The sequence below is a fragment of the Psychrobacter sp. AntiMn-1 genome, assembly GCF_001854065.1.
GTDB lineage: Bacteria > Pseudomonadota > Gammaproteobacteria > Pseudomonadales > Moraxellaceae > Psychrobacter > Psychrobacter pacificensis.
On the sequence record NZ_CP012969.1, the window covers coordinates 751,675 to 776,920 of the forward strand.

The following is a 25,246-nucleotide window of genomic DNA, read 5'->3' on the forward strand; positions in this document are numbered from 1 at the left end:
TTTTTCGATAATTTAAAGATTGAAGTGTAGGATTGTATTTGAGTATGGCTCTCTACACTAAGATTTGGCATGGGTCAAAAACTTCAGAACTCGATCGGCAAGGTTACCGTAGGGCGGTGCCAAAAACTTTAAGCTTGAAAAGCTAGCTTGATAAAATACAGGTCGCATCTTTGAGAAGTTTAAAAATCCTTCGTAACCGTGATAATGGCCCATACCGCTAGCGCCAACTCCGCCAAACGGCAAGTCATGTTGACCGACATGAAATAAAGCATCATTTACCGATACGCCGCCAGACATCACGTTATTGATATAAAAGTTAACTAGAGCTTTATCTTGGCTAAACGGATAAAAGGCTAACGGACGATCGCGCTGAGCGATGTAAGTGACGACCTCTTCAGGCTGAAGATAAGTCTTAACCATCAGAATCGGACCAAAGGTCTCTCTAGTATCAATTTCCATCTCATCAGTACTATCAAAAATCAAAGTCAGTGGAAATTTACGCGCTGAGCTATCTGCTTGTTGATTATTTAAGTTGATGACTGTAGCGCCCTTATTTTCTGCTTCCTCCACACAGTGGCACAAACGCTGAAAGGCGCGATCATCAATAATTGAGGTATAGTCTTTATGATGAATATCAGGGACATGCTTTCCTACCCACTCACTAGCCGCTTGGATAAAGTGATCTTTTTGTGACTTATGTACAAATAAATAATCGATAGTGGTACAGATTTGCCCAGCATTGAATTGTTTGACGAACATGAGGCGCTCAACTGCTTTTGTCAAAGGATAATTGGGATCAATGACCGCAGGTGATTTACCGCCTAGCTCTAAAGTGACTGCTGTTAAATTCTCTGCCGCCGCTGCCATAACCTTTTTGCCTGTAGCGCCAGAACCGGTAAATATAAGATGGTCAAAGGATAGCTTAGAAAAAGCAACACCTACCCCGCCCGTTTCATCAAAAATTTGTAGTTTTTCAGGCTCAAAATACTGCGGGATCAGTTGAATCAACAAGGCAGCTAGATGACGGGAGTTCTCTGATAGCTTGACCATAGCTTTATTGCCTGCGGCAAAAACGGCGGAAAGTTGAGAAAATAATAAATTAATAGGAAAATTCCATGGCACTATTAAGCCAATAACGCCTAAGGGTTGCGGAACCAGACGGTTTTTTGCGCCAAAGTACATACTCATATCTACTTTACGCTTTTGTACTTTAGTCCATTTTTTTAGATTTTTGATACTGCTATTTATATCATCTGTTGCCGTAATAATTTCGGCTAACAAGGTCTCATGTCTTGAACGATTGCCATAATCCTGATTGACGGCTTCAATTAATGCTTCACGATGATCGTTAATGATTGCTTTTAAATTTAATAGATGTGCTTTTCTAACCGCAATGCTTTCAATACCTTGTTTCTCTGCATAGCTTTTCTGCTGTTGCAGGCAGTAGTGTAGTTCACCTTCCATGTCTGTAGAATCAAATTTGGCTTTCATAAAAACTCCCTGTACAGCCGCTATCGTGATGATTCAATTAGATTTTAATAGATTGATTGAATCTTTATTCACTTTACTTTAACAAGGTTTTCTAATACATTCTTGACATTTTAGGACAAATTATTGATTATATAGAACATTAATTTAACTATTTGAGACAAAATAGAGGGTGATATGGGTAGCTACATCAGAGCGGCAGGTCTAAACGGTTTTGAAGAATTGGTTCGCAGCTATGGAAAAGACCCTACAAATATCTTTGATAGGATAGGCTTAATACCTTCTGTGATACGCGAACCAAATTCTCTGATTGATCATGATAAATATATTAATTTATTAGAGCTGGCAGCGATTGTCTGTAACGAGGAATGTTTTGGTTTAAAGCTTGGCGCCAAGCAGAGTATCCAGACGATAGGGTTGATTGGCGTCTACATGTCTAAACAAACTGACATAGCCAAAGCATTACTTGTGGCACAAAAATATATTTATAGTCATGCTGAAAGTTTTGTTTTCCAGATCAATGAGGTCTCTGATAAATTATGCGAGCTTGATGTGGTGCGTCAAAATGCACAGAACATAGATAGAGCACAGAAATCACAGCTATCTATATGCTTAATTTGTAATATTTTAAAAGATTTAATTGGTCCAAAATGGCGTCCAGAAAAAGTAAGATTAAAACAAAATCCATCACCTCAATCAAAAAAGTTATTAACCCAAGTATTAGGATGCCCGGTCGAGTTCAATACCAAAAAGAATGCGATATATTTTTCTACTGTTTATTTAAGCTACAAACCGCACTACTTTGAAGATAATTTGGTGAATCAACTGATTGTGCAACAGCTAGAAAATGAAAACAGTACCTGTACTCATGATGATATATTTTTGATAGAAAGCTCTATGAAGATGCTACTAGCTACTGCTGATTGTAGTATGGCAAATGTTGCGTTATGCGTAGGACAGCATCCCAAAAAAGTCCAACGTCAACTGAAAAACGAAGGGACTACTTACAGAGACTTATTAGAGGAAGTGCGAAAAAAGGAAGCAGTGCGAATTATTAATACTGGCGACGTCAGCCTAACGGACGTGGCTTTTCAGCTGGGTTATGCTGAGCTGTCTGTTTTTAGCCGACAATTCAAAAGCTGGTTTGGTATTACGCCAACAGAATGGAAGGACAGCTCCAAGGTATTAGTAACATAGTTAATTATGGTTTAACTACCCATATGCGCTCCTAACTTAGTTGACCACTAGAGTTATGCCTGTTTTAATACATTAGCGATTTGGTTTTCGCTAAAACATGTCTTTTTCATAGGTGAATCATACTGCTAGCTTAGCAGTTAATCTCTATTTCTAGCTTCTATTATTTATATAGTGCATAGGGCTGGACTATGAAACTTAATTTTCTTATGTGACGCTATTAATGTCGAATTTTGATATAAGACGTTTTAGGTCTCAATCCCTGCCAAACACATAAAGAGACTCTAGCATACGAATGTACATACAAATCATCCTTAATAGGATTGACAAGTTTTTGCCTAACCTTAATTTTATTATTTTTCGTCATTTTTATAAAAATAGTGAATATAATTTATGTTATCCAGTAATAACGTAGGTGTTAAACGCTTTAGCGTTGTGGTGCTTAAAATTGGAGAATAGCTACTAGTTTTAGATATTTCAGATTATTTTAAGCACAAAAAAACCTCTTAAAGCCACAATTGATATGGCTTTAAGAGGTCATTATTTTTTAGAATTTTACTAGATGATGAGCTCAAAGATGGGGTCTTGGGGTTTGGGTTTTTACTTTATTATTTTTGTTCTTAACCTCTTAAGCTCTGAAACCGACTAATAGCCTTAACTACTAAAAACGGGGATATGCATTAGGAATTCAAATTCGATTGGCAACCGTTCATCGGTTAGAAAAATAATCAGTATTTCAGACGCTATAATCAACTCATCAGCAAGGCTATCATTTACTTTGTCTGAAATTAAAAACCATAAAAGGATATAGTCATGAAGCTCAAAAAAACACTGATGGTTACTCCATTGTTATTACTTTCTATTAATGCTATTGCCGGCATGGGTGATATTAATGGTAACACCAAATGCACCATCGTTGACTCTATTAGTAAGAAGAAGGTTATTGCAAAGTCTTGTACTTACGATGGTGCAGTAGGAGGGAGCATGAGTTATGCCATTAGCCAACTAAATTTTAAACTGCCTAATGGTAGTACTTATCGTACCGTCAATAATGCTACGTTTGATTTTGATAAAAATGGAAACGTCCAAAATTTAAAAAAAGTATCTCAGTCAATGGTAAAGCAGCTGAAATAATAAATTTACATCATAAGACATTTAAAAAAATTTCCGATAAAGAAATAGAAAGTCGCTATGAAAAGAAAAGTCCTAATTTTTCTGATGTTTTGCAATGTTTCAAGTACATCAAAAAAGACACTGCTTTCTGCGTACCTTATGAATTTATTAGCAGCATCTCCTAATAATTATTCGGCTATAATGAGTTCTTTACTCTCTACTTTAACTACCTATATTTATCTACTGGAGCACTTATGAAATCCATATCTATAACTTCTTTGGCCTTATTAACGACTGCATCTTTACTATCTACTATTACTCTAGCTGCTCCTAACTCTTCTAAAAGTGTCAGCAGCTATAAAAGTAATGATATGGTCCATGTATTTGGTTGGATGGAAGATGCTTGTTCTGGTGAAAAACCGCCTTATAAAAAGATTGCTGCTAAAGACACAGCATTTATAGAGAGTATTAGCGGTTAAAAGGCCTCTGGAGACTTTGTAAAGCCGAAGGCGAAATGGTTATCAGAATATCGAAATATGATAAAAGATGTAAAAATGAAGAAAGGTGAACCATACACTGAATATCGGGTTATTTTTAACAAAGGCGTTACCTACCGCGGTCAGCCTCTAGACGAGTATACATTCAGTTTTATACCTGAATCATCAGGTGGTGAAAACGTTTTAAAGTTTGCATCGACTGCGACTGTACCTACCATTATGCCGAATTTTCAAACTCGAACCATGGAATACTGGGGTGAAATGGAAAAAAGAGGGGCTGAATACGACTCTAAAAATAAAACGGTCACCTGCGAGTTTTGGTAAATAGGATTTTTGAGTAATGACCTTTGCTGTCAAATCAGTAGACATTAACTTGGGATATTATAATTTTAAGAAATTTTGATCTGCAGTTTATTTTTATTAAGGTATAGTTTTAAAATTAATATCGATAGCGAAGAATTATTCAATGCTAGAGTAGACCAAATATTAATTTAAACTATACCTTAGCAGGGGGCATATACCCCAAAAACCATGGTGTCCAAAATATCAATAACATCTCCATATACCATGGATTTATTTACTCTGATGAGTCTAAAAACCCCTACATACTATTACTTGTATAGCATGAAAGGCTGAGGTATGAAATCCGATTTTCTCAGGTGATGTTGTTAATATTGGGGTTTGATTACCTGAGCAATAAAACACCATATCCACCCTATTTTTCAGAACACTTAAGCCTTCAAATACGATAAGATAGCGCTATAATTGCACATTAGCCTGCTAATTTACACCCGTAATTCATCGAAAGAGACCTCCATGGCATTTAACCAAACCCAGTTTTTTGAAGATTTAGAAAAATTAACGTCCAAAGTCATTGATAAGAACAAAAAAGACGACTTTATCTTTGATTTTCTAAAACTGCTCGATGTCTCGAAAACCACGATAACGGCACTTAAAAAGAACGATAGCCGTTTTAACGTTGCCGCCAACCCTGAAGCTGGTGAGGTTGCCAATAAGCATCGTATCTACTTTAAGCCTGTCGCTGAAGGCCAAGACCTTGATAAAGCACTAAGTGAGGTGATAAGCAGCCCAATCATCAATCAGCACAAAATCCGTATGGTAATGGTGACAGACTTCAATACAGTACTGATTAACGACACTAAGTATGATGAGACGCTCGACTGCGACTTTGCTGATCTTTATAAGAACTACCATTTCCTATTGCCACTTGCCGGCCTAGAGCGTGCTCGCGAATACTCAGAACATCCGGCTGATGTGCAAGCATCAGAGAAAATGGGGCGCTTGTTTGACCACATCCGCAAGCTCAATGAGTTTAATACTGCTGATGACTTACATGCGCTTAATATATTTTTGACGAGACTACTGTTCTGCTTTTATGCCGAAGATACGGGTATCTTTAAGCCAGATCAGTTCCATGATGTGATCGATGGCACTACCAATATAGATGGTAGCGATGTCGATAGCGTCTTATATGAGCTGTTTGACATTCTCAACTTACCTGAGTCTAGCACCGAGCGCGATGCCAAGCCCACTCACCTAAGTGCATTCCCCTATGTGAACGGTAGCTTATTTGAATATCCCTTTGCCATCCCGGAGTTTGATGCACGCACCCGCCGTATCTTGTTAGAGTGCGCACGTTTGAGCTGGGCCGAGATTAACCCAGATATTTTCGGCTCTATGTTTCAAGCGGTGATTGACCCTGAGCAGCGTGGCAGCTTAGGACAGCATTACACCAGTGTTAGCAATATTATGAAGGTGATTCAGCCATTATTCTTAGACGAGCTACGTACAGAGCTAGACGCGGTAAGAGCATTAAGTTATGACAATCGCCATAAGAATAATAAAGCCGAGCGCTTAGATGCCCTGCTTGAGCGTATCAGCCAAATCAAAGTATTTGACCCAGCGTGCGGATCAGGTAACTTTTTGATCATTGCTTATAAAGAGCTACGTAAGCTGGAGATTGAGGTATTAAAAGCACAGCGTGAGCTACTCAAAGGCTCTAAGGATAATCTGTTAGGTTTAGGCTTTCAAAGCGCGATCAGCTTAGATAACCTGTACGGTATTGAGTATGACGACTTTGCCAGTCAAATAGCGCGTTTGTCACTATGGCTCGCTGAGCATCAAATGAATGTGCTGTGCGAGCAGGAGTTCGGTGTATCCCAGCCAATGCTGCCGCTGAAAGACAGTGGGCATATCATTCATGGCAATAGCTTACGTATTGATTGGAATGAGGTCTGTCCAAATAACGGCAGTGATGAGATTTATATTATTGGTAATCCGCCGTTTGGTGGTACTGGGAGTCGTAGTGATGAACAGTCAAAAGATATGGAAAAGGTGTTTGAAGAGCTTAAAAACTTTAAATCGCTTGACTATGTGACTTCATGGTTTTGGAAAGGCTCACAATATATTGCTAACTCTAATGCTGAGCTTGCCTTGGTATCAACCAACTCAATTGCGCAAGGTGAGCAAGTGGCAATGTTATTTCCATATATATTTGATTTGGGCATTCATATTAGCTTTGCTTATCAAACATTTCCATGGCGTAATAATGCCAAACATAATGCGGCTGTACACGTAGTGATTATTGGCTTATCCGCAAAACCTAATAGCAAAAAATTAATCTTTAAATTAATTGATAAAACTTGGCATAGTGAAGTTGTTTCTAATATTAGCCCTTATTTAATTAAAGGGTCAAATATCGCTGTTCAAAGCCAACGAGCTCCCATCCATGATGGTTCAAAAATGGTTTATGGTAATAAGCCAGTTGATGGAGGAAATTTAATATTAAGTTCTGAAGAAAAAGATGAATTAATCAGTAAAGAACCAGCATCTGAAAAATGGATAAAAAAGCTACTTGGCTCTGCTGAGTTTTTAAATGCTAAAGAACGTTATTGCCTTTGGTTAGTTAATATATCAGACGAAGAACTAGATAATTTACCACTGGTGAAAAACAGAGTGAATAAAACCGAGGAAATGCGCCTAGCAAGCAAGGATGGAGGGGCAAATAAACTGGCTGAAAGACCTCACGAGTTTAGAGATACAAGAAATCCTAAAAACTATATTCTTGTTCCTAGAGTATCCTCAGAACGCCGACGTTATATTCCTGTTGGCTTTCTTAATAAATCCACAATATCCTCTGATGGAAATCAGATAATTCCTGATGGCAATATTTTTGATTTCGGTATGCTCACTTCGTTAGCACATAACGACTGGATGCGCCTAGTTGCTGGCCGCCTAAAAAGCGACTATAGATACTCTGGAACCATCGTCTACAATACCTTCCCTTTCCCTGATGCGACTGACGAACAGAAACAGCACATTGAAAGTCTTGCCGAAGAAATCCTACTTGCTCGAGCCAGCAATGCTGGCATGACTTTAGCTGAGTTGTACGATCCAGATAAGATGCCAGAAGATTTAAAACAAGCGCATAGCAATCTCGATGAAGCAGTGGACAAGCTGTATCGCCCGCAAGGCTTTGCCAATACCGAAGAGCGCTTGGCACATTTGCTGGCACGTTATGAGCAGCTAATCGAAGCTGAAAAGCAGAGTAAGGGTAAAAAGAAAACCCAAAAGAAAGTTAAGTAGCTTTTAGCTTATAAACCATAGCAGTAAAACCCAAAATTAAGCTTTTTGCATATAGTAAGTAGAGTAAACCATGTCTCAAACGGTCAATATTTTAAACCAAAATTATGCCCGCACGGGTCAAAGCAAAAAGAACAACGCGCTTGGCATGCGTGAAATGCAGGCACGTGCGTTCGAGAAACGTAATAGCCAGTATTTGCTCATCAAATCGCCGCCAGCCTCTGGTAAGTCACGTGCCATGATGTTTTTGGCACTCGACAAGCTGATCAATCAAGGTATCAAAAAGGTCATTATTGCCGTGCCAGAGATGAGTATCGGTAAATCCTTTAAATCAACGCCTTTAAGCGACTATGGTTTTTTTGCTGATTGGGAAGTGGCCGATCGTTATAACTTATGCTTAAGTCTCGCCCAAAGTGATACGCGCAAGACTGCGATATTCTCAGAGTTTATTACCCAAGATGTAGATGACAGCGCCCTACCCCAAGTATTAGTCTGCACCCATCATAGCTTTCGATATGGGTTTGACAAAGTGATTGAAGATGGCGGCAGTATTGAGCTATTTAACGATGTGCTGATCGGTATTGATGAGTTCCATCACGTGTCAGCGGATGACTCTAATCGCTTGGGTGCCATACTAGATGGCATTATGACACAGACTAGCGCGCATATTGTGGCAATGACGGGTTCATATTTCCGTGGTGACTCAGTACCCATCTTGTCAGACAACGACGAAGAGAAGTTCGATAAGGTAACTTACACCTACTACGAACAGCTGAATGGTTATGAATACTTAAAATCATTAGGGCTCGGCTATCACTTTTATAAAAAATCATTTTTTGATGCCTTAGATGAATGCTTGGACACCAGTAAGAAGACCATCATTCACATTCCTAACGTCAACAGTCTCACTGCTGAGACAGACAAGTATGAGACCGTTGGCCGTATCATAGATGTCATTGGTGAAGTTGAGTCTCGTGATGATATTACTGGTGTTATGACAATACGCGCACATGACGGTAAGCAATTGCTACTCGCAGACCTAGTGACTGATGACGCTATGCGGGCGAACACTCAGGCTTATTTAGCTGATATTACCTCTCGCGATCAGATGGATATCATTATTGCTCTTGGCATGGCAAAAGAAGGCTTTGACTGGGAGTATTGCGAACATGTATTGACCATTGGCTATCGAGGCTCGCTGACTGAAGTGGTGCAGATTATTGGCCGTTCAACACGAGATAGCGCGGGCAAACACCATGCTCAATTTACTAACCTAATCGCTGAACCAGAAGCAGATAAGTCTGAGGTGACAAGCTCTGTTAATGACTTATTAAAAGCCATTACTCTATCGCTACTGATGGAGCAAGTGCTCAAACCTAACATCAACTTTAAACGTCGTAGTGAGCTGGATATATTAGGCAAGGCCGACTTGCCGGCAGGTACCATTGTCATTGACGATACAGTAAACCCTCCCTCCGATCGAGTCATGAAGATACTCAACCAAGACCGTGATGAGATATTGGCGCAGTTAGCCCAAAATACAGAGAACATCAAAAAGTATATCGCTGCTGAGACCAATAACGTAGAAACAGAAGCCGTATCAGATTCCGTCATCCCTAGTATTATTCGTAGTAAGTATCCAGCGCTAGATACCAATGAAGTACGGCAAGTACAAGAAGGCGTCATGCAGTATATGGCCATCAACCGCCAAGGCGGCGTGGTTGAAGGTAAGGATATTCCTGAGGATGCGGTCATCGAAAATGAGCGTTTTTTTATTAAGCAAGGCACTGAATATGTCGATATCGCCACTCTAAACGCTGAACGGAAAGGTCAGCTCAATGAAAGTGACATTATTAAAGAGCGCCACCTGCCAGCTGATGCAAAAATTTATAACCCCAAAACTCAATCAAGCAGTAGCAACGACTCGAACCCTAGCAACGGTTTTGTGAAGGTGGGCAGTAAGTTCGTCAATGTAAACAACCTTCCCATTGACCTTGTGAAATCAGTCAACCCCTTTCATGATGCGTATGAAGTTCTCTCTAGAACCGTCGATAAAGAAGTACTGCAAACCATCAATGACGTCGTCTATGCCAGCCGCTCTACTGTCACTGAGGAAGAAGCGGTCCTGATGTGGCCAAAAATAGTTGCATTTATGAAAGATAAAAATCGTCAACCTAATAAAAACTCAGAGGACGCTATCGAGCGACGTATGGCTGAGGTTATCACTTATGTCAGAAACCAAAAAGCAAAACGAGACGCCAATAGTCATGATTAAACTCGATGAGATCTATCAAAGTCGTGAGTACAAAACGCTAGACGATATTTTTATCAATGACAGTACTGGCCTACTTGATGATGTTAAGCCTACTACCAAAAGCGCAGATACTAATAGTGTTTTAGCGCAGCAGTTTGACACTATCAACCTTTTTATCGACCAACAGGGACACGTGCCTAGTAGCAGTGCCAACGATATCAATGAAAAGATACAAGCTCGCCTGTTAGCGACTATACAAACCAACCACGCAGACTCGCAAGAACTGCTAGCTTTAGATAGACATGGTTTATTAACTGCTCAAAGTACGGCCTCTACCCTATCTGACGAAAAACCGACACTCTCAGACAAAAGTATAAGTAATAAGAATAATGAGTCTGAAAAGACAAATAGCGCTGGCACTGAAAAAGCTGAGCCGGTAGTTGAGGTTGTTAGCGAGCCTCCTGTGATTAATAGTCTAGATGATATTTTTAACAGTGACGACCTAGGGATTTTTGACAATATTCATTCTGAAATCCTAATCAGTGATCATAAGGCCAGTACACGTGCCAGCTATGATCAATATAACGACGAAGATATAGCCAGCCGGTTCAAATGTAAGGACTTTTATAAATTTGAAGCGACGTTTGAGCGTATATCTAAAGCCATTCAAACGGGTGCTTTTACTAAAACCAACTTTTCATCAGTGAAAGATATCAACATTGGCAGCGTCTTTGTTTTAAATGGCATGCTTTGCTATGTGGCTAATATTTATAAAGCAGAGGCCAGAAAAAACACCCGTAGCCAAGAGAGATTACGCTTAATATTTTCTAATGGTACAGAGTCCAATATGCTCACTCACTCATTGGCTACCGCGCAGTATAAATACGAAAACAGCTATCAGCTGTTAATTACTGATCCCGACTGGATGGACGATGAACTGGCCAAAAACTTTGGGGACGAGCGACAACTTACCGGTGTCATTTATGTTGCTAAGCTGACTGAGACCCCAAGTGATTTAGCGCACTATAAACATCTGCACAAAATTGGCTTCTCAACCCTTACAGGAGAAGCGCGTACTAAACACTCGATTAGGGATACCGCTTTCTTGCAACAGCCCGTAGATATCATAGCTGAATGGCAAGTCTATGATGCCAATGCTCGTAGTGTGGAAAGGGTCTTGCATGCCTTCTTCTATGATCAGAGAGTGAAAGTATCCTTAAAAGCAGTAGATGATAATCTTTACAAGGCGACCGAATGGTTCAACGTTCCTTTAGATGAAATCGAAAAAGCCATTAACTTAGTTATCGCTGGTGATATCAAAAATTATCGCATGGATGGTGCGGCTGGCAAGGTGGTTTTGAAGTGATGGGCTCTTGCAGCATTAACTTATATCCATATGTTTAAAAGTTATCAGATGTGATTACCTATAATATTACGGGTCTATAAATAGTATTTATAGAAATACTGATTATCAACCACAATATGAAAATACTATGGTGATAATTCATCTAAGCCTGTTTATATAAAGCTAGCACTACAACTTGCTAATCATAATATTTGTCAGGTGGCTTTGTGAAAATCGGGGTTTGATAATAATAAAAATAGACTGACAAGCATATTTGCCATATTAAATAAATTTGGGGTTAATTTCCTCTATCCGATAAGGAGTCTATTGTGAGTTTTCAAGGCCTATCTGCTAAGTATCGGCGCTTATATCAAGAGCATGCAGGATGGCGATTGATGCGAGCAGACAATGCACCGCACATAATGGCGTTTATCTCTGATCTATTCAGTGAACGTAGCGAAGTGCCCTATAACCGAGCTAAATTACTATTAGAGGCGCAAATTGAACACAGTCGTAATCTTGGTATTTGGGAAACCCAAACCAACGCTACTACTTACCTTAATCAATGGATAGCTCAGGGCTGGCTTCGTGAACTTGATGATCTATTGACCAAAACTGATGCAACAGAAATGGTGATACGCTTTTGTCATGGGCTAGAAGAACGTAGTATTGGTGTCAGTGCCTCACACTTGCGTATCGTACAAGAAGCTGTTCGAGATTTTGTGGTCGTTACCAATGAAGATACTGAGAGCCGAGTTAAGTTACTTGAAGAAAAAAAAACAGCCATTCAGCGTCAAATAGACGATTTGCAGGCAGGTGTGGTACATACGTTGAGCGACAATGAACAGCGTGAATATATCCGTGAAATATACCAGCTTGCGTCACAACTCACCGGTGATTTTAGGTTATTAGAAGAACAAATACGTAAGCTTGATAAAGACGTTCGCATACAGATGATCGACGACGCTACTTCAAGAGGCAATCTGCTAAATGAAGTTATGAAAAAAGAAAATGTGTTATCAGAGACCGAAGCTGGCAGTGCTTTTGAAGGGTTTTTTCAACTATTATGTGATTACAACCGTGTCACAGAGTTTCGTGAGCAATTGCAGTATGTCTTACAAACACCTGCAGCAAAGCATTTAAGCTTACATCAACGTCAGTTTTTAGCGGATTTGATAGCAGAACTGAGCCGTGAGAGCGAAAGAGTACTTCGCATTCGCAGACGTACCGAACAAGAATTAAGAGCCTATATTGAAAGTGGCGCAATGAGCGAAAACCGTACCGTAGGCAAACTCATCAACAAGCTTGAGCAGTTGGCGGTAACCTTACGTAATGAAGAGTGCAACTTAAAATCAAACACCTCATTGTCATTGTCTGTGGGTAAGATTGAGTTGTCATCTCCAGACTCAATCAGACTAAAACAACCCGATGAGCGGCTACAAATGGGCCTCACAACACCTCATATTAATAGCCGTGAGCCAAGCGTCAAGATGCTTGCGAGTCTAAACTCAGTTAAAGTGCAAGAAGTGGCCATAAAAGTAAAGTCTATGCTCATGCAAAACAGTCCACAAACCATTTCTCAGCTTATTCATCAACTACCCATTAGTGAAGGGCTTGAAGAATTAGTTGCTTACATTCGTATTGCCCGTGCTGTAAAAGCTACTGAGCTTGCATCAGTGGAGGAAGTTATCATCAATGACCATCAAGGCAATATGTTACGTGCCAGCATACCAACAATGCTACTAACGCCTTCTTTATTCCCTGAAAATATTGAAGACTTATCGCTGTAACCATACCTTCTAATAAGACTAATTATAAAAGACTAATGACAACGGACTGAATATAGAGGATTAGAATGAGTGTATCCAATCATTTTTTTGACATGGTCATTGGTACCAACAGTGACACTGCCGTTAGTAGTAATCACGATAAGAAATCTACATCATCGAGTAAGAACGAAACTATTAGTCCTGATAGCGAAAGTGTTAACGATGAGTCTGCGATTAAAAATACTATGCTAGACCCTATGCCTGGCGATGCCAGTCGCGTCTTAGTACATATCATGCGCCATGGGGTTATTTTTCATGCGCAAAAACCTAATTTATATCATTCATTATGCCGATATCAGTCGATGATTCAGCGCCATTTGTCTGAGGTCTACTTAACCTTAGTTTTAGATGAGCGGCAAGGTATTGCTTTTATTGCTCGTTCTGATAGTGAGACTGCAGGCAACAGCCAAGATAGCTTTGATTCAGCAAGTACAAGCCACCCTAAAGACCTGTTAGCAGATGAGCTTATAGATAGTAATGATGATGAGCACACTCACTCGCTGATTAGCAAACGCACACTGAGCTTATATGACACCTTGATATTGTTAATGTTGCGAAAATATTATCAAGAGCGCGAAACCAGTGGCGAACAAAAAATCATCATCGACATTGAACGCCTGTCATCGCTACTCATCCCTTTTTTACCATTAACTGATCATACCAGCCGAGATCTTAAAAAATTGAGCGCGCGACTCAAAGAGCTTAGCCGTCGCCATTTATTAAGTAGCATTCGCGGCAATGATGATCGTTACGAGATAACGCCTTTGATTCGTTATGTGGTCAGTGCTGATTTTTTAGAGAGTATGCTGGGTGAATATCTGCGCTTGGCACAAGGTACAACAAACACAGGAGTAGAATCACCTACTTTTGAAGATGACGATTTCGAAGATAACAAACATTCTCAGGATTACTCCTTAAACAATCAATCTACAAACAAAGTAAAATCCGAAAAAACTTCCAATAATCAATCTATAGATAATCAGTCCGATTTATTTGGCGAATGAGGATGAATATAATGCAACAATCATCAAATGACGCGACTCTGAACATCACGCCACTTAGCCAAATACGCTTAGCCAAACTGTCTGTATTTAATTGGGGGTCATTCCATGGGTTACATACGGCAAATATCGACGTGGAAGGAACCCTCATCACAGGAGATAATGGCTCAGGAAAGTCCACCTTAATTGATGGATTAATGGCACTGCTCATGCCTGCTGGTAGAGCAACTTTTAATGTCGCAGCAGCACAAAATGACAAAAGTGACCGCTCACTAATCAGCTACATGCGTGGCAGTTTTGGCTCAGCGCACGATGGTATCAACACTAAGGTAAAAAGTAAGCGCGATAAAGGTGTTATTACAGGACTATCTGCTGAATATCTCAGTGACGATGGTCAAAAAATGACTTTATTGGCACTATTTTGGACGACTGTCGCTAGTAACTCGTTAAGTGATGTGAAAAGACTGTATGTCGTCGCTCAAAAACAGTTGCCACTGTCAGAGGTCTTAGATCAGTTTGCTCAAGGCAATGTCCGTAAATTAAAACAATGGTTAAGCATGCAGCCAGAAGTAACTTGCTGTGATGATAATTTTGGCGACTATCAAGAGCTGTACCGACGCATGCTCTATATGGACAACCCAAACGCGCCGGCCCTTCTCTCGCGAGCGCTGGGTCTAAAAAAGATTGATGACTTAACTGAGCTGATTCGTACGCTGGTACTTGAGCCAAGTGGCGTTCGTGATGACGCCAAAGAGATTGTGAAAGAATTCGGTGACTTGGTTGCCATTCATACTCGCCTGCAAGATGCCAAAGAGCAAGTTACCCACCTTGAACGCTTACCAAAGCTTGCTGATGATATCGTAAAAACACAATTAGTTATTAATGACACTTCTAAGCAAAAACAAGCGCTGCCGATCTATTTTGCTCAGTGCTACGCCAAACTATATCAGCAAAAGCAACAGCAGTTGTCACAACAGCTGGAGCAATTAGAGCGCGATCTTGCGCAAATCGAACAACAAGAGCGTGATGCTACTGAAACAGTAAACCGCTGCCGTGATGAATATATGAACCTCGGCGGCAATCGCATTGATAGCCTAAAAAAAGACATCCAAGCTACTAAAGATACCCTTAACCGCACCAATGCGAACGCCTCTCGTTACCAAATACTATGCCGTAACCTAAGTATTAAAACCACTTTAGATGAGCAGACTTTTCACAGCAATATTACTCAAGCCAATAATATTCAAGAGCATCTCGCTGAGCAAGAAGCAGACCGTGAACGTGAATTTGGTGACTGCGCCATTGCTTTAAATGAAACTGAGGAACACCATCGAGAGCTATCAAATGAGATTGAAGCACTTAAAAGCCAACCTAACTCAAATATTCCACCGAAGTTTAACCAACTAAAAGACGCAATTTCCCGTAGTTTAGGCATTGATCCTAATACACTCATGTATATCGGTGAATTGGTCGATATAGAAGAAGATGAACAAGATTGGCAAGGCGCTATCGAGCGAGCACTTGGAGGATTAAAAACCACATTACTTGTACCAAAAGAGTATTACTCGCTTGTTACTAAATGGCTTAATAGCCAGCACACAGGATTACATGTCCGTGTACAAGTAGTATTGGATAATCAACAAGCTAAGAGCCATACTGCATTTAAAGCTGACGGTTTTTTATGTAAGCTAAAATGGCGTACTCACTCTTATCGTGACTGGCTCAAAACATTTTTATCTCGTTATGATTTGCTGTGTGTGGCTAACACCGAACAGCTCGACCGCACTGCTTTTTCAATGACTCGGCAAGGATTAATTCATAAAGAAAAAGGCCGCTTTGATAAAAAAGACTTGCAGAGTATTAATGATAGGCGTCATTGGCAACTGGGCTTTAGCAACAAAAACAAGCTCGCATTGCTGCAAGTAGAAATAGAGCAGCTCAAAACAAAGCTGCAAGAAGATAGTAAACACTGGAAAGATGCACGCGCAGCCATGCGTAGTGTCAGTGAGCAAATATCCTCATGGAAGAAGTTAGAGGAATTTGAATGGTCACAAATCAATGTACCGTATTGGCAACAAAGACTGGAGCATGAGGAACATGAGCTAAGCGCTATTGAAAACGCCCAAGGCGATTTAAAACAAGCTAAAGTACGCTTTGATAATGCTGAAGAAGCTTTATCTAAAGTCGCTCAAGATAAAAAAGAGAAGGTGCGTCAAAACGGTGCAAAAGAGCAAGAGTTATCATCTGTGCAAAAGGAGCTTGATAGATCTAAGAGATTAGCTGAAGTAGAGTTAGATGAGCAGGTAAAACAGCAGCTAAAGGCGTTGGTTGGTAATATCGAGCTTGACAATTCTAGCTATCAAACGCAAATAACCAAACAGCTTGAAGAAAAAATAAACGAAAACCAAAGTAGGCTCAACAAATATACTCATACAGCTATCGGCATTATGAGTAGCTATAAATCAAAACCACAATGGCAGGCTTATACGGTTGAATGGGAAACAGGGCTGAATGGTATGGATGACTATATCGCCCATTTGAACCAATTAAGCAATGAGGGATTACCTGAGTTACTGGATGAATTTAAAAAACGCTTAAACAAACATGCCACTCAATCGCTGGCACGTCTAAGTAATCACTTATCTATGGTGCATGACGATATTCGTCGGCGTATTGGACATATCAATGAGGTATTAAAGAAAACTGAGTTTAGGCAAGACTCTCATCTTAAGCTCAGTTTAAAACGTGAAAACTTCTTGCATGTACAAACCTTTAACCAAAAACTCAATCAGGCCCTCTCTGCGGTGAACGACGATAACCATACAAGAAGGTTTTACCTACTTAAAGAGGTCATCGACATATTGGATAAAGCTACTAGCTCCACTTCGAGTACTACCCTTGAAAGTTTACGTTTATTAGACCCTCGCTATCAGCTGGCATTTTTTGCTGAAGAAATTGATAACGATACACAAGAGGTCTTGGACGTGCTCAGCTCATCAAGTGGCAAATCGGGCGGCGAAAAAGAATCTTTTGCGGGTATGATTGTTGCAGCAAGCCTCGCTTATGTGTTAACGCCCGATGGCTGTGATATGCCAATATATAGTACTGTGTTTCTGGACGAAGCTTTTTCAAATACTGCCGAACAAGTTAGTCGCCGCGTACTAAAAGTATTCAAAAAGCTAAACATTCATGTCAACTTAATCACCCCATTTAAGAACCTAAATTTGGCACGTGAATCTGCCAGAAGCTTACTGATTGCTGAGCGTAACCAAGAACATCATGAAAGCCGATTATGCGAAGTTACTTGGAAAGAAGTGGATAACATCCTGGCAAAGAATAAGCTTGAACAGTTCTCCCAAGACAACCAAGAAATTGCAGAATTAGGTATTGAGCTTCATGACTAAAGAGATGATAACTACAGAAACACCAAATTGGGGTTTGATGCCTGCAGCCGTCATCACACAACTAAAAAAGCGAGAGTGGGACAATCTACCACGCCTTAAAGCCCGTTTAAAAAATGAAAGAGCCTTCCCTATTGTCATAAGCCTAAAGCCTCCCAAAACAGGTAATGAATTACTCAACCATACACTGCATTTCCACGAATTTGTGCAAGCGTGGCGTAATTTTGCTTTCGCTGATATGGTGCAATGGCAGCATAATAGCTTTCGACATTTTTCTGAACAGACCCTTCCTATCACTTTAACTATTCCTAATATTCAAGCACTGTCTGAAATATTAGGCGCATCGGCACGCCAGCAGCTTAAAGACTGGCAAAAAAAACTAAGCTACCTTCATACCGAAATCGCTAAAGGCATGACAATGTCATCTGCTAACAGTACAAATAAGATTGCAGATAGCTGGCATGAGAATTTATTTTTTGCTCTCATTGATATGTTAGAAGTTGTTGATAACTTGAGTGCTGATGATCTAAAGTTACTGGTCGCGCTTATACCGCAATTAAAAAAAGGAATGGGTGCCGGGCTATACTTGCGCGCTTTGCCAGTATGTTACGTTGATACCAAGTTTATAGAAACCTATCACAAGCTTATCGAGACCTTATTGGAAGCTTTTTATCCTGGGCAAATCAAAGAACAAGGCTTAGCTTATTGGCTCGGATGCTTGGATAAGCCTAAAGGCTGGTTAATGGTACGACCTTTGTGCCCTGATACAAGATATGCTTTATCTGGCTTGCCTATTTTAAGATTACCGATACATGTTCTACATAGCCAAGCGCTGCCTGCTAAACATATTTTAGTCGTAGAAAATGAGCAATCTTGCTTAGCACTCCCAGAAACAGAAAACACGATTGCAGTTGCAGGGGGTGGTAAAAATATTAATTGGATGAATGCTGGCTGGTTACAGAAAAAGACAGTAGCGTACTGGGGCGATATTGACTCTGAAGGTTTAATGATATTAAGCCGCGCCAGAGAATACTGTCCAAAGTTGACCGCTATCATGATGGACGACCAAACGATAAAACAGTTTATCAATCGTATGGTAGATGAGCCGGACTCTATAAATCATGAGCCAACACACTTAACTCATGACGAGTTAACATTATTTACAGAATTGCGCCGAGGAATATATGGCTTTAAGAGATTAGAACAAGAAAGACTTCCAAGCGAATATATTAAACAAGCATTGGAAAAGTGGCTCGATAAGCCTACTCCATATTCTTCATAATTGCTATTTAGCTTAAAAGATCAATTATTTGAGATTTCGCTACGATTGATAATATCTTTCAGCTAATTTATTTCCTTATCGTAGTTATGTCTCAAAATACTTAGCCTCTAAAACTACTGAAGTTACTCATACTGATCTACTCTCCCCGTAGCAATTTTTTATTTTTAGAAATTGTAACTGATATGTAAGTTTAAAAGTAAACATAAGCAAAAATTAGAGTTTTTGCTTATATCCACACTTTATAGTAGTTTTTTTTCATTGCTATTTATATTTATTTAATTCTAATCATTGTATTGTTGAATGACATTAACAAAGATGAAGATTTAACTATGTATATTAGACCTCTTGCAAAAGTAGCAAAGGGAATTAAAATAGGAAGACACTCATAACTTTTTAGGAACCATGCCAAACATAAATAAGCTACTCAAACAAAGTGACGCTGGTTTTAAACGCTACACTGGCATTCATAAAGCCACCTTTTATGACATGCTTGAGGCCATGCAAGAGCATGAAGCATCTAAGACCAAATCAGGCAGACCAAGTGTGCTCAGTCTTAAAGCACAAATACTATTAGCCCTGACTTATTGGCGTGAATACCGCACGCTTTATCATATCAGTATGGACTTTGGTATTCATGAGTCTTCTGCTAGCCGTATCATTCGTAAAGTAGAAGACATCCTGATTGACTCTGGCAAGTTTGAATTGCCTAAAAAGCTGCCTAGTCGTGTCGATGAGGATACCAATTGGTCAGTCGTCATTGTCGATGCCACCGAAACCCCTATTGAGCGTCCAAAAAAAACCAAAGCGACTACTATAGCGGTAAGAAAAAACAACACACCTTAAAAGCGCAGGTTATCGTTCATTGGCAAACAGGGTTGATACTTGATGTACAAACCTGCAAAGGGTCAATCCACGATTTTAAGCTGTATAAAGATACTTGTCCTGATTGGTTGCCTGAGAATACTAACTATCTAGCAGACAGTGGTTATCAGGGTATAGCAAATCTACATAAGCAAACCTTCACACCATTTAAGAAACCTCGTGGTGGTCAGTTATTGGAGATATGCAAACAGGCCAATCACTATCTGGCAAAGTTCCGTATTGTGGTTGAGCACAAAATAGGCTTAATCAAGTTGTTCAAAATCGTGGCTCATAAATATCGCAACCGTCGTCAGCGCTATGATCTTAGAATGAAGCTGTTTGCTGGTATCATTAATTCCGAGCTTAGACTATGACTTTTGCAAGAGGTCTATTAAGAAAAAGAAATGGGCTGATTACACACATGATGAGCTCACATTAATGAAAGAAACTGTAGCGAATGCATCTGCTGACACTCCATTTTCGCCTGAGTACGCAGCGGCCTATCTAAACAAATCCGTGAACACTCTGCAGTATATGCGCTGTCATAAGTCTGATGCAATAACGTACAGTAAAACTGGTGGCCACATTGTATATCGGCGTAAGAATTTGGATGCTTATCTGGATAAATGTGAGAAAAAATGTACATCTAATTTTTGATTAGTGACAATAGTTACTCTTTAGCTCTTTCATGAATAAACTCATATTTCATAAACTTATTTTAAGGTTAGAAATAGGCATATAAAAAAGCTACTTACATTTAAGTAGCTTTTTTATTTCAAGTCAGAGAGCCACACTAACTACAGTAACGTTTAATTAATTGTAAATAACTTATAAAAATCAAGTTGTAAAGAAAAAATCCTCACCGACCAACTCACCATCCTCTAGGTAATATACACCCGAAATATTTAACCTTTTTTCAGTTGATTTGGTACCTCCGTACATCGCAATCTTCTCTGAAAGTATTGTCCAGATCACTCTACATCCAGTGCTTTTTTGCAGCTCTTCTAATGCGTCCTTTTTCACCATTAGGTTGTTACCAGATTCATTACCATAAAAAGAAGCGTCGAACATCACTAATTCATCATGCTTATCAACCCATGAACCAGAGAACTTATCATTTTTTAGACTCAAAGTTTCGAATAATAATCTAGCAGGTGCACTGATGTTATAGCCTAAATCACGATTTTTTATCCCTTCTGAAATATGACTTTCTGAACAAACGTAAACTTCACCTAAACTATCTTCATCTGAACCAACTCGGCGTTCATATATGTTTTGCCACCCAGAATTACCATAATATTCATTATCATAGATTTCAAGTAAAGGTGACCAGTAATACTCTAAGTTGAATATATCGTTATACCTCTCTACAGACTCAGGCATCCATCGACCCATAAAGTTTTTATTCTGTATATTTGATACGACCAGATCAAAGTCTTCATTTTTTACCAAATATGCGTTGATCATATACCATACACGTTGATATGAGCCAGAATGGTCACCATCACCTAACTTCTTATTAGGCTCAAATTCAATATGCCTATCTAGGGATAACCAGTCTTCGTTCTGAAAATGGTTTAAGATGACTTCTTTTGAATCAATTAAATCATTTTTTGAAACTACCCAATTTTCAAAATCATCACTCCACCCATTGTAATTAGGGGGAGTTATAAGACGGATGTTAGTTGAATCAGGAGGTATGAATGTAGGGTCAATATCTCTAAAAGAAGGCTCTACAGAACCGTTATACCATAGATATTTCTTATCATCTTTCCAACGTGTTGATGGGTCTGTCATTTCAAAGTTATCCGCTACTCTAGCTACCACTTCATACATTGCCATCCACTGATATTTTTTGCCAATTCGTTCAACTCTATTTTCACCACGACCTGTATAGGGAGTGTTTCTATCAAATTCACCATGTTTTTCTGCATCATAACCAAATTTATTAAAAATTATTTCTACAGCATAATTGCTAAGCTTATCAATATTTATATTACTCCAGTTACTAAAATTAGACTGAAAAACGTAACGCCCAAAATCACCGTACCAACCTGTACCTCTACCATACTCTGTCGTCATTGAGTCTATAATTTTATCTTGAGCAAAACGATGTTTAGGAATGGTTTTATCTTCATAATCATTCGCGTACTCATTGTCAATGTCTTCATTACTAGGAATAGTTTTAGGAAACACACTTTTATATGATGGTCTAGCTAACTTCAGCTCACTTTCGCTAAAACCTACTAAATTATGACTATTAGCATATTCAATGATATTTCGAGCAAAGTCTCTTACAAGAACATTAGGATACACCTCTTCTTTAGCGAAAATATTGCTAAGGATAAAACTGGATATCTCATTTATTGATTCATGGCTCTGTGACGATAATATTGCACCATACACTGAAGCTAAAACACGCTCAAACACATAAGGATCATCTACTTCTTGAAAGGTTGATAGCAATTGAACCGCAACATGAATATGGTTTTGTAGAAGGCGAGTCAATGCTATTGTGGCATTGTCTCGTAACTTAATGTTTGAAGTTTGCTAAGAGTATGATGTGAATATCGCACAACCGCTAAGAGTATGATTGTTTATCCCAACCGTAGACTGTATCAATAGAACGTAAATAACATTTCACCCTCGGAGAAAGCCTATCAAGAGGATTACCAGTAAGATTGATACATCTCAAACTATTCAGCTGTGTAAAACTATCTGGCAGGTTTCTAAGATTACAATAAACAAGCTCAAGCTTAACAAGATTATTAAGCTCACCAATACTATTAGGTAGCTTGCCCAATTTACAATAACTGATAAAAAACTCAGTCAGACTCTTAAGTTGCCCTATGATTTCAGGCAGCTCTTTGAGGCTACAATGGTTAATATAAAGCTTCTCTAGATTAGTAAGTTGACCTACGCTATCAGGTAGCTTGTCAAACTTGCCATGACTAATAAAAAGCTCAGTTAAGCTAATAAGCTGCCCTATGCTATCAGGTAGGACTTCAAGCTTAGAGTGATTAAAATTGAGCTTAGTTAAGTTAACGAGCTGTCCGATGCTATCAGGCAATACTTTAAGTTTACAGTTGATAATATTAAGCTCAGCAAGGTTAATGAGGTGTCCAAAGCTATCGGGTAGCTCCGTTAGTTCAAGGTGAAGCAGGTCAAGGTGAGTTAAGCTCAAAAGCTGGCCTATGCTATCAGGTAGCTCTTCAAGCTCACAATGAGTAATAAAAAGCTCTGTAAGACTGCTCAGTTGTCCAACGCTGGCGGGCAACTCTTTAATACGACAACGATTAATATAAAGCTTGTTGAGGTTGGTAAGCTGTCCAATACTACTAGGTAGGTCTTTGAGATCACAGTTAATAAGATCAAGGTCATTTAAATTTTTGAGTTGCCCTATGCTGTCAGGCAAGTGCTTGAGCGGGCAATAACTAATAAAAAGCTTAGCGAGGTTAATAAGCTGCCCTATGCTGTCAGGCAGTTCTTCAATCTCACAGTGAACTATATCAAGTACCGTAAGCTTAGTAAGCTGTCCAATGCTGTCAGGTAAACATTGAATCTGACAGCGACCAATGAACATCTTAGTAAGGTTATGAAGTTGTCCAATACTATCAGGTAGCGCTTCGAGTTCACTTTGATCAATAAAGAGTTCAGTAAGATAACTCAGTTGCCCGATGCTCTCAGGTAATGCGACAAGTTTAGAGTGACTAATAGACAGTTTGGTTAGATTAGTGAGCTTACCGATATTGGGCAGTAAATGACTTGAACATATGCCACTGATAGTTATATCTACTAGATTTGTAAGGTTGGTAAGCTCATCGGGTAGATAGGCTATTCTATAGACGTCTGATGTATGCTGAAAAAAACGGACAAAAATATTTGGTAAACTTGTAATCTAAACAGGAGTTTACCATGAGTAAGAAAAGAGTAGAATACAGCGACACCTTCAAAGCCGAAGCCATCGCCAAAATCAAAGAAAATAACGGCAACATCAGTCAAACGGCTAAGGAGCTAGGGATACCCATGAACACACTAGCGAACTGGCACAGGAAAGCAGAAAGCGGCGTACTTGCAGGCACACAAAACTATAACCCTGAACTCATAGCCGCCTTGGATGAAATCAAAGACCTTAAAAAACAACTAAAAATCGCTCAAGAAGAACGAGAAATTCTAAAAAAGGCAACGGCGTACTTTGCCAAGAACCAGTAGCCAAGTACGCCTTTATGCAAGAGAATCGATTAAAATACTGCATACAACGTATGGCGACCCTATTTGAAGTCAGCCTATCAGGCTACTATGACTGGCTAAAGCGAGGCATCAGCAAGCGAAAACAGCACCACAACCGCTGTGAATTACTGGTCAAATCCGCTCACATGGATACCAAAGAAAGCTACGGTCATGAACGCTTACATCAGCATTTAACTAACCAAGGACATGACATCAGCCTTTACATGGTGCGACAAATTAAGCAAGAACATAGTATTTACTGCAAGCGTCACAAGCGATTTAAAACGACTACTGACTCAAATCACAACAAGCCTGTTTATCCAAACTTGCTAGAACAGCAATTTGACGTGGTAGCACCCAATATTGCCTGGGTCAGCGATATAACGTATATCTGGACCAATGAAGGCTGGTTATATCTAGCAGCGGTCAAAGACTTGTATAGCAAAGAAATCGTGGGCTATGCCCTAAATAAACGCATGACCTCTGATTTAGTATGCCAAGCGTTAAACAATGCCATCAAGTATAAACGACCCGCTAAAGGGCTTATCGTGCATTCTGATAGGGGTAGCCAATATTGCAGTTATCAGTACCGCCAAATCATTCAAAAGCATGGCTTAGCTGGCTCTATGAGCCGAAAAGGCAATTGCTACGATAATGCCCCGATTGAGAGTTTCTGGGGTCAGCTAAAAAATGAGCTGATTTACCACAAGGTCTATGAAACTCGTCAGCAAGCCATCGCTGATGTTACAAGATATATTGAGATTTTTTACAACCGTCAACGGATACAAAAAGGGTTAGGATTTAAGTCGCCTGCTCAAGTATTCCAAGACTTTTACCGTCAGGCTGCCTGATGAAATCTACCAAGTGTTTTTCTCCGTTGTTGACAGCAGAGGTCAGTCTTTTGAGTGTTGCTCATCATGTTCAGGCTCTAAGATCTCTAGCTTCTTTAGGGCTAACAGTGATTCTTTATTACGAGGAATTTCAGAATGCTTGAGCTCAAACTCATCTGCCCACGCCCATATTTTCTCAATCCAGTTGTCATTAGTATTTAATGTTTTATTAGAAGTATCAGACTGATGAATGTCCTGATGGTAGTTATTATTGTTTGGATTCATAGCTTTATTCCTTATAACAACTTGAACTATTTT

The 25,246-nt window shown here is 39.5% G+C and carries 18 protein-coding genes and 1 pseudogene; 15 read left to right on the forward strand and 4 right to left on the reverse strand.

Going from position 1 to position 25,246, the window contains the following annotated elements; all coding sequences use genetic code 11:
- Positions 1-57 precede the first annotated feature (57 nt).
- Positions 58-1,491: a coniferyl aldehyde dehydrogenase gene (locus AOT82_RS02990; protein ID WP_071001757.1), complete on the reverse strand. Its 1,434-nt coding sequence runs from the start codon at positions 1,489-1,491 to the stop codon at positions 58-60.
- A 174-nt stretch (positions 1,492-1,665) separates the two neighbouring features.
- On the opposite strand from AOT82_RS02990, the gene AOT82_RS02995 reads away from it, so the two are divergent.
- From AOT82_RS02995 to AOT82_RS14310, 14 genes and pseudogenes are all read left to right on the forward strand, one after another.
- Entirely contained in the window at positions 1,666-2,685 is a 1,020-nt protein-coding gene (locus AOT82_RS02995; RefSeq protein ID WP_071001758.1) for an AraC family transcriptional regulator, read from the forward strand.
- 810 nt (positions 2,686-3,495) lie between these two features.
- A complete protein-coding gene (locus tag AOT82_RS03000) occupies positions 3,496-3,816 on the forward strand; it encodes a hypothetical protein (protein ID WP_071001759.1) in 321 nt (106 codons plus the stop codon).
- 233 nt (positions 3,817-4,049) lie between these two features.
- The gene (locus AOT82_RS03005) at positions 4,050-4,274 is read left to right on the forward strand and encodes a hypothetical protein (RefSeq protein ID WP_071001760.1); all 225 of its coding nucleotides are present in this window, start codon (positions 4,050-4,052) and stop codon (positions 4,272-4,274) included.
- Between the two features lie 75 nt (positions 4,275-4,349).
- Entirely contained in the window at positions 4,350-4,616 is a 267-nt protein-coding gene (locus AOT82_RS03010; protein WP_071001761.1) for a hypothetical protein, read from the forward strand.
- Positions 4,617-5,108: 492 nt separating this feature from the next.
- Positions 5,109-7,898 carry a class I SAM-dependent DNA methyltransferase gene (locus AOT82_RS03015; protein WP_071001762.1) on the forward strand — a complete coding sequence of 930 codons (2,790 nt, stop codon included), beginning with the start codon at positions 5,109-5,111 and terminating at the stop codon, positions 7,896-7,898.
- A gap of 70 nt (positions 7,899-7,968) precedes the next feature.
- A complete protein-coding gene (locus AOT82_RS03020) occupies positions 7,969-10,170 on the forward strand; it encodes a DEAD/DEAH box helicase (protein WP_197496719.1) in 2,202 nt (733 codons plus the stop codon).
- Positions 10,124-11,515 carry a GIY-YIG nuclease family protein gene (locus tag AOT82_RS03025; protein WP_071001763.1) on the forward strand — a complete coding sequence of 464 codons (1,392 nt, stop codon included), beginning with the start codon at positions 10,124-10,126 and terminating at the stop codon, positions 11,513-11,515. The genes AOT82_RS03020 and AOT82_RS03025 overlap by 47 nt, the downstream gene beginning before the upstream one ends.
- Positions 11,516-11,823: 308 nt before the next feature.
- Positions 11,824-13,284 (forward strand): DUF3375 domain-containing protein, encoded by a 1,461-nt coding sequence (locus AOT82_RS03030; RefSeq protein ID WP_071001764.1) that lies wholly within the window; start codon positions 11,824-11,826, stop codon positions 13,282-13,284.
- Positions 13,285-13,349: 65 nt separating this feature from the next.
- On the forward strand, positions 13,350-14,327 hold the full coding sequence (locus tag AOT82_RS03035) for a DUF4194 domain-containing protein (protein ID WP_071001765.1): 978 nt from the start codon (positions 13,350-13,352) through the stop codon (positions 14,325-14,327).
- 11 nt (positions 14,328-14,338) lie between these two features.
- The gene (locus tag AOT82_RS03040; RefSeq protein WP_071001766.1) at positions 14,339-17,728 is read left to right on the forward strand and encodes an ATP-binding protein; all 3,390 of its coding nucleotides are present in this window, start codon (positions 14,339-14,341) and stop codon (positions 17,726-17,728) included.
- Positions 17,721-19,007, forward strand: coding sequence for a Wadjet anti-phage system protein JetD domain-containing protein (locus AOT82_RS03045; RefSeq protein ID WP_083328828.1), 1,287 nt, complete (start codon positions 17,721-17,723; stop codon positions 19,005-19,007). The genes AOT82_RS03040 and AOT82_RS03045 overlap by 8 nt, the downstream gene beginning before the upstream one ends.
- A 402-nt stretch (positions 19,008-19,409) precedes the next feature.
- A complete protein-coding gene (locus AOT82_RS03050; protein WP_071001767.1) occupies positions 19,410-19,850 on the forward strand; it encodes an IS5/IS1182 family transposase in 441 nt (146 codons plus the stop codon).
- 8 nt (positions 19,851-19,858) lie between these two features.
- Positions 19,859-20,242: pseudogene (locus tag AOT82_RS03055) on the forward strand (transposase family protein); the annotation flags it as partial.
- A 64-nt stretch (positions 20,243-20,306) separates the two neighbouring features.
- On the forward strand, positions 20,307-20,525 hold the full coding sequence (locus AOT82_RS14310) for a helix-turn-helix domain-containing protein (protein WP_156770958.1): 219 nt from the start codon (positions 20,307-20,309) through the stop codon (positions 20,523-20,525).
- Between the two features lie 180 nt (positions 20,526-20,705).
- On the opposite strand, the gene AOT82_RS03060 is transcribed toward AOT82_RS14310, so the two are convergent.
- Positions 20,706-22,376 (reverse strand): hypothetical protein, encoded by a 1,671-nt coding sequence (locus tag AOT82_RS03060; RefSeq protein ID WP_156770959.1) that lies wholly within the window; start codon positions 22,374-22,376, stop codon positions 20,706-20,708.
- A 73-nt stretch (positions 22,377-22,449) separates the two neighbouring features.
- On the reverse strand, positions 22,450-23,451 hold the full coding sequence (locus AOT82_RS03065; protein ID WP_071001770.1) for a leucine-rich repeat domain-containing protein: 1,002 nt from the start codon (positions 23,449-23,451) through the stop codon (positions 22,450-22,452).
- A gap of 332 nt (positions 23,452-23,783) precedes the next feature.
- Between AOT82_RS03065 and AOT82_RS03075 the strand changes: the two genes are divergently transcribed.
- A protein-coding gene (locus AOT82_RS03075) for an IS3 family transposase (protein WP_156770960.1) occupies positions 23,784-24,949 on the forward strand; the annotation gives its coding sequence in 2 pieces (ribosomal slippage) (positions 23,784-24,042 and positions 24,042-24,949; 1,167 coding nt in all).
- A 42-nt stretch (positions 24,950-24,991) separates the two neighbouring features.
- On the opposite strand, the gene AOT82_RS03080 is transcribed toward AOT82_RS03075, so the two are convergent.
- A complete protein-coding gene (locus AOT82_RS03080) occupies positions 24,992-25,213 on the reverse strand; it encodes a hypothetical protein (protein ID WP_071001773.1) in 222 nt (73 codons plus the stop codon).
- Positions 25,214-25,246: the final 33 nt, after the last annotated feature.

Bases quoted from the DNA above. Each gene is read 5' to 3' on its own strand.
- AOT82_RS02990 (WP_071001757.1), bottom strand. From the start codon at position 1,491: ATGAAAGCCAAATTTGATTCTACAGACATGGAAGGTGAACTACACTAC.
- AOT82_RS02995 (WP_071001758.1), top strand. From the start codon at position 1,666: ATGGGTAGCTACATCAGAGCGGCAGGTCTAAACGGTTTTGAAGAATTG.
- AOT82_RS03000 (WP_071001759.1), top strand. From the start codon at position 3,496: ATGAAGCTCAAAAAAACACTGATGGTTACTCCATTGTTATTACTTTCT.
- AOT82_RS03005 (WP_071001760.1), top strand. From the start codon at position 4,050: ATGAAATCCATATCTATAACTTCTTTGGCCTTATTAACGACTGCATCT.
- AOT82_RS03010 (WP_071001761.1), top strand. From the start codon at position 4,350: ATGAAGAAAGGTGAACCATACACTGAATATCGGGTTATTTTTAACAAA.
- AOT82_RS03015 (WP_071001762.1), top strand. From the start codon at position 5,109: ATGGCATTTAACCAAACCCAGTTTTTTGAAGATTTAGAAAAATTAACG.
- AOT82_RS03020 (WP_197496719.1), top strand. From the start codon at position 7,969: ATGTCTCAAACGGTCAATATTTTAAACCAAAATTATGCCCGCACGGGT.
- AOT82_RS03025 (WP_071001763.1), top strand. From the start codon at position 10,124: ATGTCAGAAACCAAAAAGCAAAACGAGACGCCAATAGTCATGATTAAA.
- AOT82_RS03035 (WP_071001765.1), top strand. From the start codon at position 13,350: ATGAGTGTATCCAATCATTTTTTTGACATGGTCATTGGTACCAACAGT.
- AOT82_RS03040 (WP_071001766.1), top strand. From the start codon at position 14,339: ATGCAACAATCATCAAATGACGCGACTCTGAACATCACGCCACTTAGC.
- AOT82_RS03045 (WP_083328828.1), top strand. From the start codon at position 17,721: ATGACTAAAGAGATGATAACTACAGAAACACCAAATTGGGGTTTGATG.
- AOT82_RS03050 (WP_071001767.1), top strand. From the start codon at position 19,410: ATGCCAAACATAAATAAGCTACTCAAACAAAGTGACGCTGGTTTTAAA.
- AOT82_RS14310 (WP_156770958.1), top strand. From the start codon at position 20,307: ATGAAAGAAACTGTAGCGAATGCATCTGCTGACACTCCATTTTCGCCT.
- AOT82_RS03065 (WP_071001770.1), bottom strand. From the start codon at position 23,451: ATGTTCATTGGTCGCTGTCAGATTCAATGTTTACCTGACAGCATTGGA.
- AOT82_RS03080 (WP_071001773.1), bottom strand. From the start codon at position 25,213: ATGAATCCAAACAATAATAACTACCATCAGGACATTCATCAGTCTGAT.